Origin of the sequence: Embleya sp. NPDC005575 (assembly GCF_040605455.1) — a bacterium.
Lineage (GTDB): Bacteria > Actinomycetota > Actinomycetes > Streptomycetales > Streptomycetaceae > Embleya.
This window is the reverse complement of the sequence record NZ_JBEXCV010000118.1, coordinates 1-15,951: the sequence shown is the minus strand read 5'-3', so window position 1 is coordinate 15,951 and position 15,951 is coordinate 1. Positions and strand designations below refer to the sequence as shown.

The window sequence follows — 15,951 nt, the reverse complement described above, 5'->3', positions numbered from 1 at the left end:
GGATTCGCACGCTCGGAGGTTGCGCCGCCGGTCGGACAGGGTGCGGCGAAGCCTGGGTTTCGGTGTCGGTCGGCCGCGCGGAGCGTGCGACGGGATCGGAGCGGGAACCGGCGTCGGGCCTGTGACCCGGGGTGATGCGGTTCGGGAGACCGGACTGGGCTCGTGTTCAGTCCGCTCTCGGAGGATTGGCGTCACCATCCGCCGGTAGGGTCCGACCTTCTCCGGGGGTCAGCCGAGGTAGCCGAGTGCGCCGACGGCGCCCAGGCCGCCGGCGGCCATGAAGAGTGGCATCAGGACCTTGACTTCGACCTTGGCGCCGGCCCGGAAGCGCATGGACTTCGGCGGGCCCAGGGGGTACCAGCGCTTGCGGCCGATCGGTATGGGCCACAGGATCGGGCAGCCGGAGATGGTGAGCGCGTCACCGATGCAGTGGGTGAGGGCGCCGAGGGCGATCGGGAGGCCGACCCACCAGTACTCCTGGCCGGGCTCGGTGAAGAACCAATTCGAGCCGTTGCCGGGGCGGTTCAGGATCTCGACGAGCATCCAGGTGCTGGTGCCGCCCAGCAGCCAGACCAGGATGTCGCTGTGCAATCGGGCCTGGCGCCACAACAGGCCCTCGATGGCGAGCACCATGTGCACGAACAGGACGCCCAGTACGCCCCAACGACCGCCGTAGGCGCAGATCGCGGACGCGCCCACACCGACGAGCAGGGCCCAGACCCAGGTGTGGGTGAGGGTGCGGTGGCCGCCGTTGCGACGGGGGTCGCCCTTCTTGCGGGTGGCCTTGTAGGTGGCGGTGGCGAGGGCGTCGACCAGGCCGCAGAGGATCAGGGATATCGGCCCGAACGAGCGGGAGACGGTGGCGGCCTTGTGGTCCAGGTCCGGACCGAGGGCGGCGCCGGCACAGATCAGCCCGCCGACCACCAGGACGGGCCAGGGCATCGGTCGACCGTAGGCATCGGCGGCGGCCCCTGCGGCCATCCACGCGCATGCCCCGGACAGGGAATGGGCCGGCCCCATCATGTGCTCGTGCTCCTCTGGTGAACCCGGGCGAACCCCGAGCCCGCACAGTGGCCGCAGTTTAGCGATGCTGATCTTGGCGGCCGTGAACGCCCTTGGGGAGGTGCGGTGTTTGGTGGCCGTTCCGCGAAGTCTGTGGCCGGCCGTCAACGACGGTGCCAGGATGCGGCGACACCTCAACCATCGGCATACGGTCAGCCTCATCCGGTTGTCCGGCGAGCGCTGTTCGTTATCGACGTTGGAGCCGGAAGACCGTGAAGTCGGCGTCGCTTTTGGCGGCGTTGCCGTCCGCGTCCGTGACGGACACCGTGGTCAGCCCGGCCGCTGCGGCGAGCGCCTCGAATCCGGATGGGGTGTACCAGTGCAGCAGCCATGGGCGCTCCACGACGGTGCTCGCGTCTTGCGTGTGGCGTTCGTAGCGCAGCAAGGACGTCTGGGTGCGCAGGGTTTCGTTACGTTCTTCGGACACCAGGGAGAACCGCAACTCTGCGCCGTCGTCGGCTATGGCGGTACGCACTTCGCCGATCCGATCGGTGAGGCCGGGGGAGGGGATGTGCAGCGGGATCAAGGCGGAACCGCCGTCGACCAGGTGGCGGCGGATGCCTTGAAGCGCGGCGGTGGCAGCGCTGTCGTCCGGAAGCAGGTTGAAGGTCGGCCCGGCCAGGAAGATTGCTCGGAAGCGGCGCGGCAGGTCGAGCGCCTCCATCCGCTGATGGTGGAGGGTGACGGTAATACCCGCCTCATCGGCCCGACGCCGGCAGCGCGCCAACATGTCGGCTGAGGAGTCGACACCTTCGACGTCCAGACCGCGTCGACGCAGAGCGAGCAGCGGATCGCCGTCTCCGCAGCCCAACTCCAGGGCGGGAGGGCCTGTTTCGTGGACAAGGGCCGCATAGGTCTCGGGGTCCGGAGAGAAGGATTTCAAAGGGGCATAGGACTCTGCGACGATTCCGGTGTAGAAATCGGCCGGCTCCATGAGCGTTCCTCCATCTTTTCGCCGGTTTCCCGACGACCGTGGCCTGTTGCGCCGAGTGCGGGGCCGTGGGGCGGGCGGGGTGCTTCAGCCGTCGGCGCGCAGCGGATTCAGGCCGCGATGATCCGGCGCGCTCCGGTCCGCGGTCGGCTGCTGCCCTGAAGTGCCGCGCGGAGTGTCGGGGTCAGGATCCGGCGCACCTCGGCTGCCGAGAGGCGCGTGGACGTGGGCAGCGGTTGCAGGTACCGCGTGAAGATCAGTCCGCCGATCACGGTGACCACGGCGGTCGCCCGCTCGGTCGCGTCCGTACCGCCGAGATATTCAGCAATCTGCGGCAACACCTCCCCGTCGAGGTACTCCCGCAGCACGCCCATGACGTCCTCGTCCTGTAGCGCTGCGCGGTTGACCACTGTCGCGTCCCACAAGTCCGTGACGGCCTGCAGGATCCGGTCGGCGACGCCGGCGGGGTCGCCCTGCAGCGCCTGGGCAAGTCCGAGTGACTGGGCGCACTGCAGCTCTGTGACCTCGCCGAACAGCTGCTGCTTCGACCCGAAGTGGTACTTGATCAGCGCCTGGTCCACGCCCGCCGCGGCGGCGATGGCCCGCAGCGTCGTGCGGCGGTATCCGTGTTCGAGGAACAGGCCGCGGGCGGCTTCGGCGATGAGTGCTCTGGTCGGCGGGTTGCCCCGCGGACGACCCCGGGTTTTATTCATCGTCTTTGAATACCACGCGCTCGCATCGACAGAGTCCTCGTTGTCGAGCCCCGCCGAGCGTCCGGGGCAGGAACAAGGAGCGAACTCATGCGCATCACCGTCTTCGGAGCCACCGGACCGACCGGCCGCCGACTCACCGAACAGGCCCTCGCCGCCGGCCACCAGGTCACCGCGGTCTCCCGCCGCGTGGACGCCCTGCCCCTCCGCGCCGGGCTCACCGTCGCCGCTGTGGACGTGGCCGACGCGGCCGCCGTCGCGGCGGCGGTCGCGGGCAGCGGCGCGGTCGTTTCTACCGTGGGCGTGCCGCCGACCCGGGAGAGAGTCACCGTCTACTCGGACGGAGTGCGCAACATCCTCGCAGGAATGGAACAGCACGGCGTCAAGCGCCTCATGGCAGTCAGCTCCAGCGTGGCGGACCCGAACTGGCGGCCCTCCGGCGAGCACTTCTTCAACCTCGTCATGGACCCCCTGGTGAACCGCAAGGTGGCGAAGACCGCGCACGACGACATGCGCCGCATGGAAGCACTCATGGGGGAGAGCGGCCTGGACTGGACCGTCGTCCGGCCGGGTGGGTTGTTCGAACACGAGGAAGTGACGGACTACGAGCTCGGCGAGGACAGCGTCGACGGGCTCTACACCGCGCGGACCGACCTCGCCGCCGCCATGCTGAGCCAGCTGGAAGAGCCCCGGTTCGTCCGGAAAGCCATGGGAGTCGCCACCCGGGACGTCAAGATGAGCATCCCAAAGCTGATCTGGCGGCAGGCCAAGGCCGAGAAGGCGGCGGGCAAGTGAAGCGGTTGACGCCCTCCGCCGAGGCCCTGCTGGCACTGCCGAGCGTCGGGACGCTCAGCACGGTCCGTCCCGACGGCTCACCGCACGTCGTCACCGTCCGCTTCACCTGGGACGCCGACGCGGGACTGGCCCGCGTCCTGACGATCGACACGACACGCAAAGCACACAACCTGCTCGCCACCCCGGGCAGCCGGGCCGCGATCTGCCAACCGGAGGGCCCTCGGTGGATCACCCTCGAGGGCACCGCCACACTGTCCGCCGAACCGCACCGTGTCCACGAAGGCGTCCGCCGGTACCTCGCCCGCTACGGCTCGCCACCGCCGGCCCCGCCGGGGCGGGTGGTCGTCGAGATCGCCGTGGACCGGGTCCTGGGGATCCACTGAGCCACCGTCCGGACGACAGGTCCGGACCTGTCGTCCGAGGAATCTCTGCGTGCACGGAGACAGCACGATCCGATTCGCGGCTCCCGCCGGCGGTTCCGCCTGCCGCCGCCGAGCAACGAGCCTCGGATGTACCGACGTTCACGATCGGTGCCCGGGTTCGTCGAGGGCCGACGCGTCGGCCGGACCGGATCGGGCTCGGTTCGGAATCGGGCCGACGGGAGCGGCCCGACGCGCTCCGTGGCACCTGTATCGCTCCTCGTGAACGGGGGATCCGGATCGCGGGCGGGTCGCGCCGACGCCGACAAGCTCGATGGCCGGGTGCCCACCCGTTGTTTTGACGTGACTGCCGCAGGTCACCGACCGGGCCCGTTGCCGGCATCGTTGTAGTGGTGGTGGATGTGCTGCTCGCCGTGCATGACCGAGTTGATGGTGGCGTGGTCCTCGGCGGTGTTGGTCTGGGTCGAGCCCGGGGCCTCGTCCTCCTGGGCCGCCGGCGTGCCGGGCTTGGCCTCGTGGACCTCCACGCGGATGTCGTGACCGACCACGACGGGACCGGAGGCGTCGCCACCGATCCGGACCGTGAACCGCTCGCCTGAGGTGCCGGCCATGCTGACTCCTTCTCGTTCGGGATGCGCGCCTACGACGCGCGGGTCCACGATTGTGTTCCGCACCCGTAGCACGTCACCTGCCTGCCCTGCACCTGGATGCCCGGCGGCAGTGACGACGTGTACTGGGCGTTCCTCCCGTTCGAGCTGACGGTGATGGTGATGTCGACCCGCCCGAGGGCCGACGTGCACGAGCTGTCGGTCACGTCGTAGAGCGGCCGTGTACCGCTGTAACTACTGCCGTATCCGGTGACGCGCACGCTTTCGGTGTCCCCGCACAGGTTCCGTGCCTGGAAGGTGTAGCCGCCGTACCCCGACTCGGCGATGGAGAATGTGTTGCCTTGACCCTCCCTCCAGGTCCCGGCGAGACCGGTCGGCGTCGACGTCGGAGTCCGCTTTTCGCTTGGGCTGTTGCTCCAGGTGCCCGGGAGGCCGGCCGGCCGCGTCGGAATCGTCTTGTCTGCGGTGACCGATGTCGAGTCCCGGCTCTGGGACGACCGCTCGTGCTGGACGTAGGCGACTCGCCCGATGACCCCGGCCCCCACAACGGCCGCTGCGATGAGGGCCAGGGTGAGTCCCGAGGCGCTCGCGGCGGCCCCGGCTCCCACAGTGGCCGCGGCTCCGGCGTGGGCACCACCGGCTCCCGCAACTCCGGTGGTGTGCGCGGCGCCGGACCCGGCATGCGTCCCGGCTCCGTGAGCGAGCGGAGCATGCGTGCCATGGGCCGTGGAGGCATGGGCCGTCGTCGTGTGGGCCGGGGCTCCGTGGGCGGTGGCGCCGTGCGTCGTGGTGCCGTGCGCGGTGCTGCCGTGGCCCGTGGCGCCGGGGCCTGTTGCCCCATGCGCCGCCGTGCCATGGGTTCCTGCCGTCGTTCCGCTGCCGTGTGCTGCGGACTGCCCGGTCGTGGTGTGCGCTCCCGCCGCGGTGTGGCCGTGTTGCGCGGCGGATGATGTGGCCGAGGGGTCCACCCCCGCCGTCGTGCTCCCGTGCGTGGCGGCGGGTGCCACCGAAGGGTCCACCCCCGTCACCGTCGCGCCGCCGTCCGTGACGGGCGGCGGGGCGGCAGCCGCTTGCGAGGCCGCAGGGACGTACTGCTGGGCGTGCGCCGCCGCATCGGCACCGTGGACATCGCCCAACTGCCGCCACAGCACCACCGCTTCCGCCAGCAGGACCGCGGACGCGACGCGGCGGCCGATCAACAGCGCCCGGATGCCTTCCTCGTGCTTGAAGTACGCCTTGGCGTTCGCGTCGTTCGCGTGCTCGGCGGCGGACGAGCCGTGGCTCAGCACTCGGCCCCATACGCCGAACCGCAGTGAGCGGGCCAGTGCCGGCGACGCGGCCCGTGCGATCCGGACCGCGAGTTCCGGGCGCTCGGCCCACTCGGCGAGTTCGGCCACCGCCTCCAAAGCCCGGCCGTGGCACGCGACTTGAGCAGCCGTCGTGCTCGGAAGCGCCACCCATCCGGCGAAGTATTCGCACAACGTGTCGACGGGGAAAGGCCTGGCATGCCGGTCTCGCAGCGCCGGAAGGGCATCCGACGCGCAGCGGTACCCGTTCTCCGTCGCTTCGACCAGGCCCAGATCGGCCAGTCGGTCGCACAGCGCGCCGGGGTCCGGCACGTCCGTCAGGGCGCCGATGTGCGTCGCGCCCACCTCGGCATCGCCCAGGGTCGCCAGCAGATGCAGAGCGCTCATCGCCGCCGTGTCGAGTTGGTCGAACAGCAGCGGCAGCAGGTCCGCGATCGCCCCTGGCCGGGGCAGCGTCATCCTCCCCGACGCGTCGGGCCGGGCCAGCCCGGCCGCCCGGAGCAGGAGCCGCGGCCTCCCCCGCGCGGCCTGCCACAGATCGTCCGCGGTGGAGCCCTCACCGGTCGGCAGTGGGCCGTCGAGTTCCCTGGCCAGCAACACCCGCCCGGCCGCCCGATCCAGCCCCTTCACCTCCAGCGCGGTGCCGTCGCCGACGAGCGATCGGTCCTGGCCGGCGAAGACGAAGGTGGCCTCCGGGGCCGCGTCCGCGAGGTTTCGCAGCTGTTCGGCGGTCAGGTCGGCGTCGTCGATGTACACCGTCACCCGCACCGTGGCCATCAGCCGCCGCAACTCCGGGCTGGTCGGGGCGTATCTCACGGCGTCGTAGCAGGCCTCGAACACCTCCTGGGCCAGATCCCCGACCTCCCGGTAGGCGGCGGTCAGGAAGACGACTCCGTCCGGTCCCGGCTCCAGGATCCGCGCCGCGTGCCGAAGCAGGGTGCTCTTGCCTACCCCGGGTGGGCCCCATAACTGCACCAGACCGCCGGCCCGGACCGCCTGTGCCAGCCGGGCGACGTCGGCCTCCCGACCCACCGGGTCGCGCTGCCGGCGCGGGAGCAGGGCGACCCATTCGCGGCGTACCGGCAGTGGCCGTTCCCCCTCGACCATGAGCGTCACGGTCGAGTGCTGCTCCGCGTCGACCACGACGATGTGGTGGCCGGCGATCACCGGCCCCGCCGCATTGCCACCGATGTCGATCGCGTACGTGTCGCCCGCGCCGCCGTCCGACACGTTTGCGTGGGGAGGTTCCTCGCTCGCCTCAGTCATGTCGTCCCCGTTCTTCCGATCGCCAAGTGCGTGACCCGGCAGGCTGTCCGTCGGATTCGAGCGTCAGGGTAGTCACGGTCCCGGAGGGCAATCCCGTCACAGGACTGTTTCTCCCCGGACGAGTGATTCCCGGAAACGAGCTGCGTGCTGCGGACTGCTGGTGCGGATGCGCACGTTCGTGTTGCGACGCAGGACCTGGATGTCGTCGCCATCACGCCTCACGTGCGCACCGACCACTGTCCGAGGGCTCGCCGGCACTCGCCTCGCGCCGTCCGAAGCCGACCCACTACGGCCGGGATCACGGCGGCGGCCCGAAGGCGATGCCGCTCAACAGGGCCAGGTCCTCCACCCTGATGGTGCGGTAGCCCGTGGAGACCACGCCCGTCTTCCGGAGTCGGCGCAGCGCTTTGTGCACGGTGGGTTCGGCCGCGCCGGACAGGGTGGCCAGTTCCGGCTGGGTGATCGGCCAGCGGATGACCGCGCCCGCGCCGAGAGGCTCGCCGTGGGTGATCGCGATCTGGTACAGCACCCTGGCCAGCCGGGTGGGGGCATCGCAACCGGTGAAGTCGATGCGGTGGTTGTTGGCGGCGCGGAGTTTGGTCACGACGGACGCGTTGACGGCGTGTGCGATCCCGGGATCACGCCGCATGCAGTCGAGGAAGGCGCCGTTGGTGACGCTGCGCGCGACGATGGGCCCGCACGTGGTGACCGTTGCCGAGCGGGGCTGTCCGTCCATGGCGGCGAATTCGCCGACCAGGTCGCCGCCCAACCGGACGGCCAGCAGGGCGGACCGGCCGTCGTGGGTGCGTCCGGTGGCCTTGACCACTCCGTCGAGCAGGAGCAGCACGAAATCCGTCGGGTCGCCCTCGCGGATGAGTACGCGGTCGGCGTCGTAGCGCACGCACGTGCCCAGGGTGAGCAGCCGTTCGCGCGCAGCCCCGGCAAGGCCGCCGAGCAGGCTCGACCGGGGCCAGGTCCGTTCCCCGAGCGGTGGTTGCCCGTCCGCGCCACGACCCGGCTCGCTGTCACCCATGGATCTCCCGTCCCGCACGCCCGCGAGGTGTTCTCACCGTCGGGAACAGTGTGCGGGACGCGACCGGCGGATCCGGGGTGCGAATCCGGTATTTCGACGGGATGTCCGCGCCTTGCCCGGGCCACACTTGCCGAAGGGCCGCCGCCGTCCGGGGGATACGGCGGCGGCCCGGCGATCAGGAGATCCGTACGGAAGCCGAGCCCAGGAGGGCCGTGTGGAAGCCGAGTTGCAGTACCGCGTCGTGCTGGCGGTCGATGTCGAGCGGTCGGCGGGACGGGGGAACGTCGCGCTCGATCGGGTCCGTGAGGTGCTGGCGGCGACGCTCCGCGAGTCCGTGGCGGAAAGCGGGATCGATTGGCAGGCCTGCCTGTGCGACGACTTGGGCGACGGTTTCCGCGTCACGTTGCCGGCCGGAGTACGCAAGACCCGATTGATCCACCCGCTGGTCCATGAGCTTGCGGTCCGCCTTCGGGCGCACAACCGTACGGCGGGGCCGTCAACCCGGATCCGGATTCGGATCGCACTGCACGCCGGCGACGTGCGCCTGGACCCGGCCGGCCCGGTCACCGGCCAACCGCTCGAAGTACTCGCCCGGTTGCTCGACGCGGCGGTGGCCAGAGCCGCGCTGGCCGAGGCCCCGGAGACGGTGCCGGCCGTGCTCGTGGTCTCCGGGCACTTCCACGACGAGACGGTCCGGCACGGCTATCCCGGAATCGACCCGGACGCCTTTCGCCAGGTCACCGTCGCCGAGAAGGAATACAGCGCGGACGCCTGGCTTCACCTGCCCGGGTACGCGGCGCCGCCACCGGAAAGCGTTCCCGCCGACGCGGCCCGGGAACCGGCCGCAGGCCGCTCGAAGATGGTCAACAACGCGTCCGGACACGGCGTGATCAACGCGATGCAGCACGGCACCCAGAACATCAACCTGCCCCTTCCCGGAAACCGGTGAAGAACCCTGGCAGGACCCCGAAGGAGAAAGGTATGGAGAGTCCATGACAGCGGAGTTGACCGTGCTGGCGGAGGCGGGCGCCGCGGTGGTGGTCGCGGCGATGGCCACGGATCTGTGGCAGGGCACGAGGGACGCCGTCCTCGGGCTTTTCGGCCGGGTCGACCGCAGGCGCCGAGACGCGGTCGAGGCGCAACTCGATGCCAACGCGGCCTTGGTGCGGACCGCCACGGTTCCCGACGACGTCCGGCGAGCGCTGTTCGACTTCTGGGCCCAGGAACTGGCCGAGTTGCTCCGCAGGGACCCCTCCGGCCGTGAGGAGCTCGCCCGGCTGACCCACGAGGTCGGCGGCGCGCTTCCGGTCGACCGCCGGGCATTCGTCCTCGAACAGACCAACACCGCCACCGACTTCGCCACCATCTTCGCCGTCCAGCACGGCGATCTGCGCACGCCCGGAACCAGGCCGTGAGCAGTCTTCGGGGGCCGCGCCCCGGACACCCTCGGCGTTCGGCGCCGGCGGCGGGCCCGTCCCTGGCACGGGGTGGTATGCCCCGCCGGGGAGGTCGCCGAGTCCTCCTGGGCCTACCGTCCGTACGAGAGCCTTCGCCGTCCGACCCGACGGCTATCGCAACCCGGTCCCGCCCGCCGTGGCGAAGCCGCTCTCATATGCTGCGATTACCGCCTGGGTTCGGTCGCGTACGCCCAACTTGCCCAGTACGCGGGCCACATGCGTCTTGACCGTCTCCGGACCCAGACCGGTTCGGTCGGCTATCTCGGTGTTGGACAGGCCGCAGGTGATCAGCCGCAACACCTCCCGCTCGCGGGCGGTGAGGCGGGCGAGGCGGGTTTGCAGCTCGGCGTTCGCGGTCCGGGTCGACGCACGGCTGAGCGCCAAGTCGCGGATGGCGGACGGGAAGAGGAGCGAATCGCCGCGGGCCACGGTGCGGATCGCGTGCACCATTTCGTCCGCCCTCGCCCGCTTCAGGAGAAAGCCGTGGGCGCCGGCGCGTAGGGCGTCGTAGACGTATTCGTCGTTTTCGAAGGTGGTTACGACCAGCACTCTCGGCTGCGGGCTCGGGGCTTGGTGCAGGATCCGGGCGGTGGCTTCGATGCCGTTCAGATCGGGCATGCGGACGTCCATCAGGATCAGGTCGGGGCGTAGTTCGAGTGCGCCCGCGACCGCCGCCGCGCCGGTGGCGGCCTCGCCGACCACCGCCAGGTCGGGTTCGGCGGCGACGATCGCGTACAGGCCGGCGCGGACCAGGCTCTCGTCGTCGGCGATCAGGACGCGTACGGGGTCGTTCACGGATGTCCTTCCAAAGGGATCTGGGCGCTCAGGTGCCACCAGCCGTCGCGGGGGCCTGCGGTGAAGGTGCCGCGCAATACGGCGATCCGCTCGGCGGCGCCGCGCAGGCCGTGTCCTCCGCCGCCTCGGGTGGCGCGCGCCGCGGTCGTCGGGTTGGCCAGTTCGATCGCCAACTGCCCGTCGATCACCGCGATTCGGAGGCGGACCGGGACCTCGCCGGCGTGCCGCAGTACGTTGCCCAGGCCCTCTTGGACGATCCGGTACGCCTCGCGGGAGACCGGCTTGGGTACGGCGGACACCGCGCCCGTCAGGTCGAGCTCGACGTCGGCTCCCGCCGCCCGAGTACGCGCGACCAGGTCGGTCAGGTCGGCCAGGGAGGGCGTCGGGGCGGCGGCGGCGTCGGATTCCTCACGCAACAGGCCCAACGCGTGGTCGAGTTCGGCCACCGCGTCGCGGGCGGTGTCCTCGATCGCGGCCAACGCCCGGGCGGCGAAGGCCGGATCGTGCTCCAGGAGCCGACCTGCGGCAGCCGCCTGGATGCCGACCGCGCTGAGTGCGTGGCCGACCGAGTCGTGCAGGTCGCGGGCGATGCGGGCGCGTTCGGCCAGGCGTTCGGCGCGTTGTTCGGCGAGCGCGAGGCGGTCCGCGGGGGTCGGGCCGAGCAGGGTCGGGGCGAGCCGGGCCAGCCAGGAGCCGGCGACGGCCGATACGGGCAGCGGAAGCAGCAGCAGCGCCAGGCCGACCGGCGTCCAGGCGGCCGGGAGCGCATTCGCCGGTTCGGCCCACGGGAAGACCTCGGCGAGGGCCGGGGCCAACGGCAGCACCAGCAACACCACACCTCCGGGCGGCGCGGCGAGCGAGACGCCGGCGACCACACCGCCCAGGAACGCATGCGACGTGAACCACGCGGAGGCCCGCCGCCGTGCCGCCGCACTGGTCGCCGGGGCGCTGAGGACCTCACCGTCCGGGGCGCACAGCACCCGTGCGGCGCTTGCCTCCAGGGTGCGGACGAGCGGGACCAGGCCGGCCACGGCCACGAACGGCAGCGCCAACGCCAAGGCGACGAACTGCGAGGTGAGCGGCTCCGCCGGCGTGCCCCGAAGCAGCCCGGTGATCGACAGCACGGTGAGCGCGGCCAGATGAAAGGGCATCAACAGAGCGCCCCCCAGCACCAGATGCACCCACCGCAACCGAGCCCGCCGCCCGAGCAACTGCTTTCCGAGCCCCCCGATCATCCGGCCGACAACCGGCTCCGACACCCGTTCCCACCGGACGGCTGTAGCTGCGTCGGGGCGCGACACGCGACGATGGCGGTGTGCCGGGCGTATTCGCTCAGGAAGAACCAGCCGATGGTCAAAGCCAATACGCCGGTGATCATTTCGGCAGTGTAGACAAGGTGGAGCAGTGCGGAGGTCCGCTCCGCCAACGTGCTCTCGGGCGCGGCTCCGGCACTGATCAGCCCCATCCAGCCGCCCCACCCGAATGCGCTGCCGGCTCCGAACCAGGCCATCGCCAACGGACCCCGAACCCGCGCGCCACCGATCCGGTACGCCGGCACGACCAGGCCCACCGCGCCGAGCAGGGCGAGCCCACCCGGTACGTCGTCCATGCATCGCCCGGTCGCGTTGCGGTCGGCGACCCACCGTCCGCTCATCCCGAGGTCCGAACCCAGCGCCCACGTCACCCGCAGCACCCCGGCGACGCCGAGGAGCGCGGCGGCGACCGTACCGAGAAACCGCTGCGCGTCGCGCGTACCGGCCGGATCCGGCAGCGCCCGAACCCGGATCCGCAACAGGGCACTCCAACGCTCGTGGACGTACAGCCCGTAAGCCCCCAACAACACCGCGCCTTCCACGATGAAGCCGCCGTAGACGATCGCGTACACCCAGGGCCGCAGAAAGTCGTCGCCCGCGAACGGGTTGCCGGTACTCCCGACCGCCGCGGCCGGCAGGCTGAGCGGAACGGCCGACATGATCACCACGAGCAACCCGGAAGCGACCCACAGTGGCAATGTGATCGACCAGGACCGGATCCTGGTCTCGCGCGGCCGACTGAGGGTGTACGCGATCAGCGCCGCGATCGCGTCCATCCCGAACGTGAGCGCGTTCGCGGTCACCCACTGCGCGCGATTCAACTCGTCGGGATGCACCACACCCACGTCGATGTCGACCACCCAGAGCAGCTTCAACAACAAGTACGGCGAACACGCGAGCACCGCCAACCACGCCGGCCGTCGGTGGGCGGTGGGAGGGATCAGCCCCCTGGGCCTTGGCTGCGTCTTGGCGCGTCAGCGCCCCCGACCCGGCTCCACCGAAGTGATCGACGCGGGGGAGCAGAAAAGTGGTGCCTCGCGAGCCGGCGGCGAAGCCGCCCAACCGAGCCGTCCTCGTGTAACAGCCGCGCTTCGGTTTCACTCTCGTCCAGGCCCGTGACGCAGGTCACCTTGCCCGGGTCGCCATCGCGACCTCGATCCACTCGTGTCTCCGGGCTGCCGCGAATTCGGCGCCCTTCGGGCGCGTCAGCGCCCACGACTTGATTGTCGACCCGTGATCGACGAGCTTGCGAGAAGAGCGGTGGAGCCGCCGTACCGGCCCCAAGGGCCGTTTCCCGGAGCGGCCGGAGGCCGCTGGAAAATACAGTGCATGGCAGGATTGCGCCGGTGAGGATTCCCGCGCTTCGTCGTCGACGGCATACCGAGGTCACCGGTTCGTTTGCCCGGGTCGATCGGCGTACCAAGGACCTCACCAAGCGGCTCCGGCCCGGGGACGTCGCCATCATCAATCACGGCGACCTCGACCGGGTCGCCGCCGAGGCGCTCGTCAAGTGTCGGCCGGTCGCCGTCGTCAACGCCGCCGAGAGCATCAGCGGGCGCTACCCCAATATCGGGCCGCAGCTGCTCGTGGAGGCCGGCGTACCGCTCCTGGACGACGTCGGCGGGAGTGTGCTCGACCGGATCCGCGAGGGTGAGCTGGTCCGGGTCGAGGACAACGTTCTCTACCGCGGCGACGACCCGATCGCCGTCGGCACCCTGCTCGACGCGGAATCGGTCGCGGCCGCGATGGAGAAGGCCCGGGCCGGGCTGTCCGAGCAGATCGAGGCGTTCGCCGAGAACACCCTCAAGTACATCCGCGAGGAGCGCGAACTGCTCCTCGACGGCGTCGGCGTCCCCGAGATCCGGACCCGGATCGACGGCCGCCAGGTGCTCATCGTGGTCCGCGGATACCACTACCGCGAGGACATCGCCGCGCTGCGGCCGTACATCCGCGAGTATCGCCCGGTGATGATCGGCGTGGACGGCGGTGCCGACGCGCTGCTGGAGGCCGGCTACAAGCCCGACATGATCGTCGGCGACATGGACTCGGTGTCCGACCAGGCGCTGCGCTGCGGCGCGGAGATCATCGTGCACGCGTACCGCGACGGGCGCGCCCCCGGGATGGAACGCCTCGAGGAACTCGGTGTGGACGGGATCGCCTTCCCCGCCACCGGGACCAGCGAGGACATCGCGATGTTGCTCGCCGACGACGGCGGCGCGAGCCTGATCGTCGCGGTCGGTACGCACCTCACGCTCGTCGAGTTCCTGGACAAGGGCCGGGCCGGCATGGCGAGCACCTTCCTCACGCGGCTGCGGGTGGGCGGCAAGCTTGTGGACGCCAAGGGCGTCAGCCGTCTGTACCGCAGCCGCATCTCCACGACATCGCTGCTCATGTTGTGCCTCGCCGCGCTGATCACCATCGCGGTCACCGTGCGGGTCACCCCGCTCGGGCGCGCGTATTTCCACGTGTTCGGGGCACAGTGGGACGCCTTCGTCTACTGGCTCCAGGGACTGTTCAGTTGATCGACTTCAGATATCACGTCGTCTCCATCATCGCGGTCTTCCTGGCCCTGTCGGTCGGGCTCGTACTCGGCGCTTCCTTCCTCAAGGAGGCGGCCGTCACCGGGCTCGACACGCAGGTCCAGGACCTGGCCCGGAACAACGAAGGGCTGCGTCGCGAACTCGACCGGGCGAACGCCGGTACGAGGTACCTGAACGGCATCATGAACACCGTCGGGCCCGAGCTGGTCAGGGGCAAGCTCGCCGGCCACAAGGCGGTCGTGGTGGCGCTGCCCGGCGCGGACACCAAGCTGACCGACAGTATGGTCAAGCTGCTCGACGGCGCCTCCGCGACGGTCACCGGCCAGGTGGGGATCAAGGGCGCCTGGACCGACCCCAAGCGCGAGGCCGAACTGGTCACCGCGCTCGGCGCCAACGCCGCCGCCTTCCCGACCGGGTCGGCGACCGAGCGGGCGGCACGGGTGCTCGCGGGCGCGATCACCGAGACGCTGCCACCGGTGCAGACCGGTACGCCCGGCGGAACCTCGACCCAGTTGCCCGGCGGCTCGACGCCCCCCGGCTCGACGCCCCCCGGCGCGTCCGCGTCGGGCGCGCCGCCGACCGGCGCCGGAACCACGTCCGCGCCGCCGAGCGGCCAGACGCCGGGCCAGGGCACTCCCGGCCAGGGCAACCCGGGCCAGAACACCAACCAGAACAACGGCACCACCACGCCCGCGACGCACAACACGCAGGCCGCGACCGAGACGTTGACCAAGCTCAAGGAGGCCGGCTTCGTCGACGTCAAGGACAACCCCGCCACCGGCGCCGACCTGGTCGTGATCGTCGCGCCGTCCGGGGCCACCGGCGGGGACGACCCGGGCCGGATCAACAACATCCATCTTTCGCTCGCACGCGCCCTGGACACCGGCGACGACGGTACGGTCATGGCCGGTACCGCGTCCGCCGCACAGGAGAACGGCGTGATCTGGGCGCTGCGCCGTAACGATCAAACCGCCAAGGCCGTTTCCACCGTGGACACCGCCGACACGCCCGTGGGTCAGGTCGCGGTCGTGTGGTCCCTGGTGGTCGAGGACAAGCAGGGCACTTCCGGTCAATACGGTACGACGGGCACCACCGACGGTCCGTTGCCGGAGCTGCCGAAGAAGGAGACGTCGTGACGAAGGCCGCTGCCCCCGCTCGTGTCGCGGATCGTGTCGGGGCCCCGGTCGCGGCCCGCCGAGGCCGGCCGGGTCGCCTGGTGACCGCGCTGGCCGCGACCGGTGCGGCCCGGGCCGCGTACGCCACGCTGACCCGCCGGCCGCCGGGCGAGGCCGCGCTGTGGGAGCGGCGCAACCACCGCGGCGAGGTGCTGACCCTGCTCGAAGGGCCCGCCGCGGCGGTAGGCACGGCCGTCGCCGCCGCGTGTGCTCCGGGGGTGCCCGGTCGGTGGCGTGCGGCCGGTGTACTGGCGGCGGTCGCGGGAGCCGGGTTCGGGACGTACGACGACATGGCCGGGTCGAGTGATCGGCGCGGCTTCAAGGGCCACCTCGGCGCGCTCGCCAAGGGCGAACTGACCAGCGGCGGCGTCAAGATCGTCGGACTCGGCGCGGCCGGCCTCGCGGCGGGCGCGCTCGTGCAGCGACGGTTGGTGGACAAGCTGCTCGCGGGCGTGGTGGTCGCGGGTACGGCCAACCTGATCAACCTGTTCGACCTGCGGCCGGGCCGCGCGGCCAAGGCGGTCCTGATCGCGGGCGCGCCGCGTGTGCTCCGGGGCGGACCGGCGGCGGCCCTCGCGG

16 protein-coding genes are annotated in these 15,951 nt (G+C 71.1%); 7 read left to right on the top strand and 9 right to left on the bottom strand.

What is annotated here, in order from left to right; genetic code table 11:
* Positions 1–228: 228 nt before the first annotated feature.
* The 3 genes from ABZS54_RS30650 to ABZS54_RS30640 form a co-directional block, all read right to left on the bottom strand.
* Entirely contained in the window at positions 229–1,023 is a 795-nt protein-coding gene (locus tag ABZS54_RS30650; RefSeq protein ID WP_026219265.1) for a metal-dependent hydrolase, read from the bottom strand.
* A 226-nt stretch (positions 1,024–1,249) separates the two neighbouring features.
* Positions 1,250–1,996 carry a class I SAM-dependent methyltransferase gene (locus tag ABZS54_RS30645; RefSeq protein WP_355543259.1) on the bottom strand — a complete coding sequence of 249 codons (747 nt, stop codon included), beginning with the start codon at positions 1,994–1,996 and terminating at the stop codon, positions 1,250–1,252.
* 107 nt (positions 1,997–2,103) lie between these two features.
* Positions 2,104–2,706 carry a TetR family transcriptional regulator gene (locus ABZS54_RS30640; RefSeq protein WP_355543256.1) on the bottom strand — a complete coding sequence of 201 codons (603 nt, stop codon included), beginning with the start codon at positions 2,704–2,706 and terminating at the stop codon, positions 2,104–2,106.
* Between the two features lie 87 nt (positions 2,707–2,793).
* Between ABZS54_RS30640 and ABZS54_RS30635 the strand changes: the two genes are divergently transcribed.
* Positions 2,794–3,498, top strand: a complete 705-nt coding sequence (locus ABZS54_RS30635) for an NAD(P)H-binding protein (RefSeq protein ID WP_355543253.1) — start codon at positions 2,794–2,796, stop codon at positions 3,496–3,498.
* Entirely contained in the window at positions 3,495–3,881 is a 387-nt protein-coding gene (locus ABZS54_RS30630; protein WP_355543250.1) for a TIGR03618 family F420-dependent PPOX class oxidoreductase, read from the top strand. The genes ABZS54_RS30635 and ABZS54_RS30630 overlap by 4 nt, the downstream gene beginning before the upstream one ends.
* Before the next feature lie 353 nt (positions 3,882–4,234).
* On the opposite strand, the gene ABZS54_RS30625 is transcribed toward ABZS54_RS30630, so the two are convergent.
* The 3 genes from ABZS54_RS30625 to ABZS54_RS30615 all read right to left on the bottom strand — a co-directional run bounded on the left by ABZS54_RS30625 (position 4,235) and on the right by ABZS54_RS30615 (position 8,092).
* Entirely contained in the window at positions 4,235–4,489 is a 255-nt protein-coding gene (locus ABZS54_RS30625) for a hypothetical protein (RefSeq protein ID WP_355543247.1), read from the bottom strand.
* A gap of 29 nt (positions 4,490–4,518) precedes the next feature.
* Positions 4,519–7,059: an AAA family ATPase gene (locus ABZS54_RS30620; RefSeq protein ID WP_355543244.1), complete on the bottom strand. Its 2,541-nt coding sequence runs from the start codon at positions 7,057–7,059 to the stop codon at positions 4,519–4,521.
* Between the two features lie 298 nt (positions 7,060–7,357).
* Entirely contained in the window at positions 7,358–8,092 is a 735-nt protein-coding gene (locus ABZS54_RS30615; protein ID WP_355543241.1) for a Crp/Fnr family transcriptional regulator, read from the bottom strand.
* Between the two features lie 214 nt (positions 8,093–8,306).
* Between ABZS54_RS30615 and ABZS54_RS30610 the strand changes: the two genes are divergently transcribed.
* A complete protein-coding gene (locus ABZS54_RS30610; RefSeq protein WP_355543238.1) occupies positions 8,307–9,041 on the top strand; it encodes a hypothetical protein in 735 nt (244 codons plus the stop codon).
* Between the two features lie 43 nt (positions 9,042–9,084).
* The gene (locus ABZS54_RS30605; RefSeq protein ID WP_355543235.1) at positions 9,085–9,507 is read left to right on the top strand and encodes a hypothetical protein; all 423 of its coding nucleotides are present in this window, start codon (positions 9,085–9,087) and stop codon (positions 9,505–9,507) included.
* Positions 9,508–9,660: 153 nt separating this feature from the next.
* On the opposite strand, the gene ABZS54_RS30600 is transcribed toward ABZS54_RS30605, so the two are convergent.
* The 3 genes from ABZS54_RS30600 to ABZS54_RS30590 are packed head-to-tail and all read right to left on the bottom strand — an operon-like array spanning position 9,661 to position 12,517.
* Positions 9,661–10,344: a response regulator transcription factor gene (locus ABZS54_RS30600; RefSeq protein ID WP_355543232.1), complete on the bottom strand. Its 684-nt coding sequence runs from the start codon at positions 10,342–10,344 to the stop codon at positions 9,661–9,663.
* A complete protein-coding gene (locus ABZS54_RS30595; protein ID WP_355543229.1) occupies positions 10,341–11,516 on the bottom strand; it encodes a histidine kinase in 1,176 nt (391 codons plus the stop codon). The genes ABZS54_RS30600 and ABZS54_RS30595 overlap by 4 nt, the downstream gene beginning before the upstream one ends.
* 59 nt (positions 11,517–11,575) lie before the next feature.
* Positions 11,576–12,517, bottom strand: a complete 942-nt coding sequence (locus ABZS54_RS30590; RefSeq protein WP_355543226.1) for a hypothetical protein — start codon at positions 12,515–12,517, stop codon at positions 11,576–11,578.
* Between the two features lie 486 nt (positions 12,518–13,003).
* On the opposite strand from ABZS54_RS30590, the gene steA reads away from it, so the two are divergent.
* From steA to ABZS54_RS30575, 3 genes are all read left to right on the top strand, one after another.
* Positions 13,004–14,179, top strand: coding sequence for a putative cytokinetic ring protein SteA (gene steA, locus ABZS54_RS30585; protein ID WP_355543223.1), 1,176 nt, complete (start codon positions 13,004–13,006; stop codon positions 14,177–14,179).
* Positions 14,176–15,333: a copper transporter gene (locus ABZS54_RS30580; protein WP_355543220.1), complete on the top strand. Its 1,158-nt coding sequence runs from the start codon at positions 14,176–14,178 to the stop codon at positions 15,331–15,333. The genes steA and ABZS54_RS30580 overlap by 4 nt, the downstream gene beginning before the upstream one ends.
* Positions 15,330–15,951: hypothetical protein (locus ABZS54_RS30575; RefSeq protein WP_355543218.1), on the top strand; the 622-nt coding region annotated here is incomplete at its 3' end. The genes ABZS54_RS30580 and ABZS54_RS30575, both read left to right, overlap by 4 nt.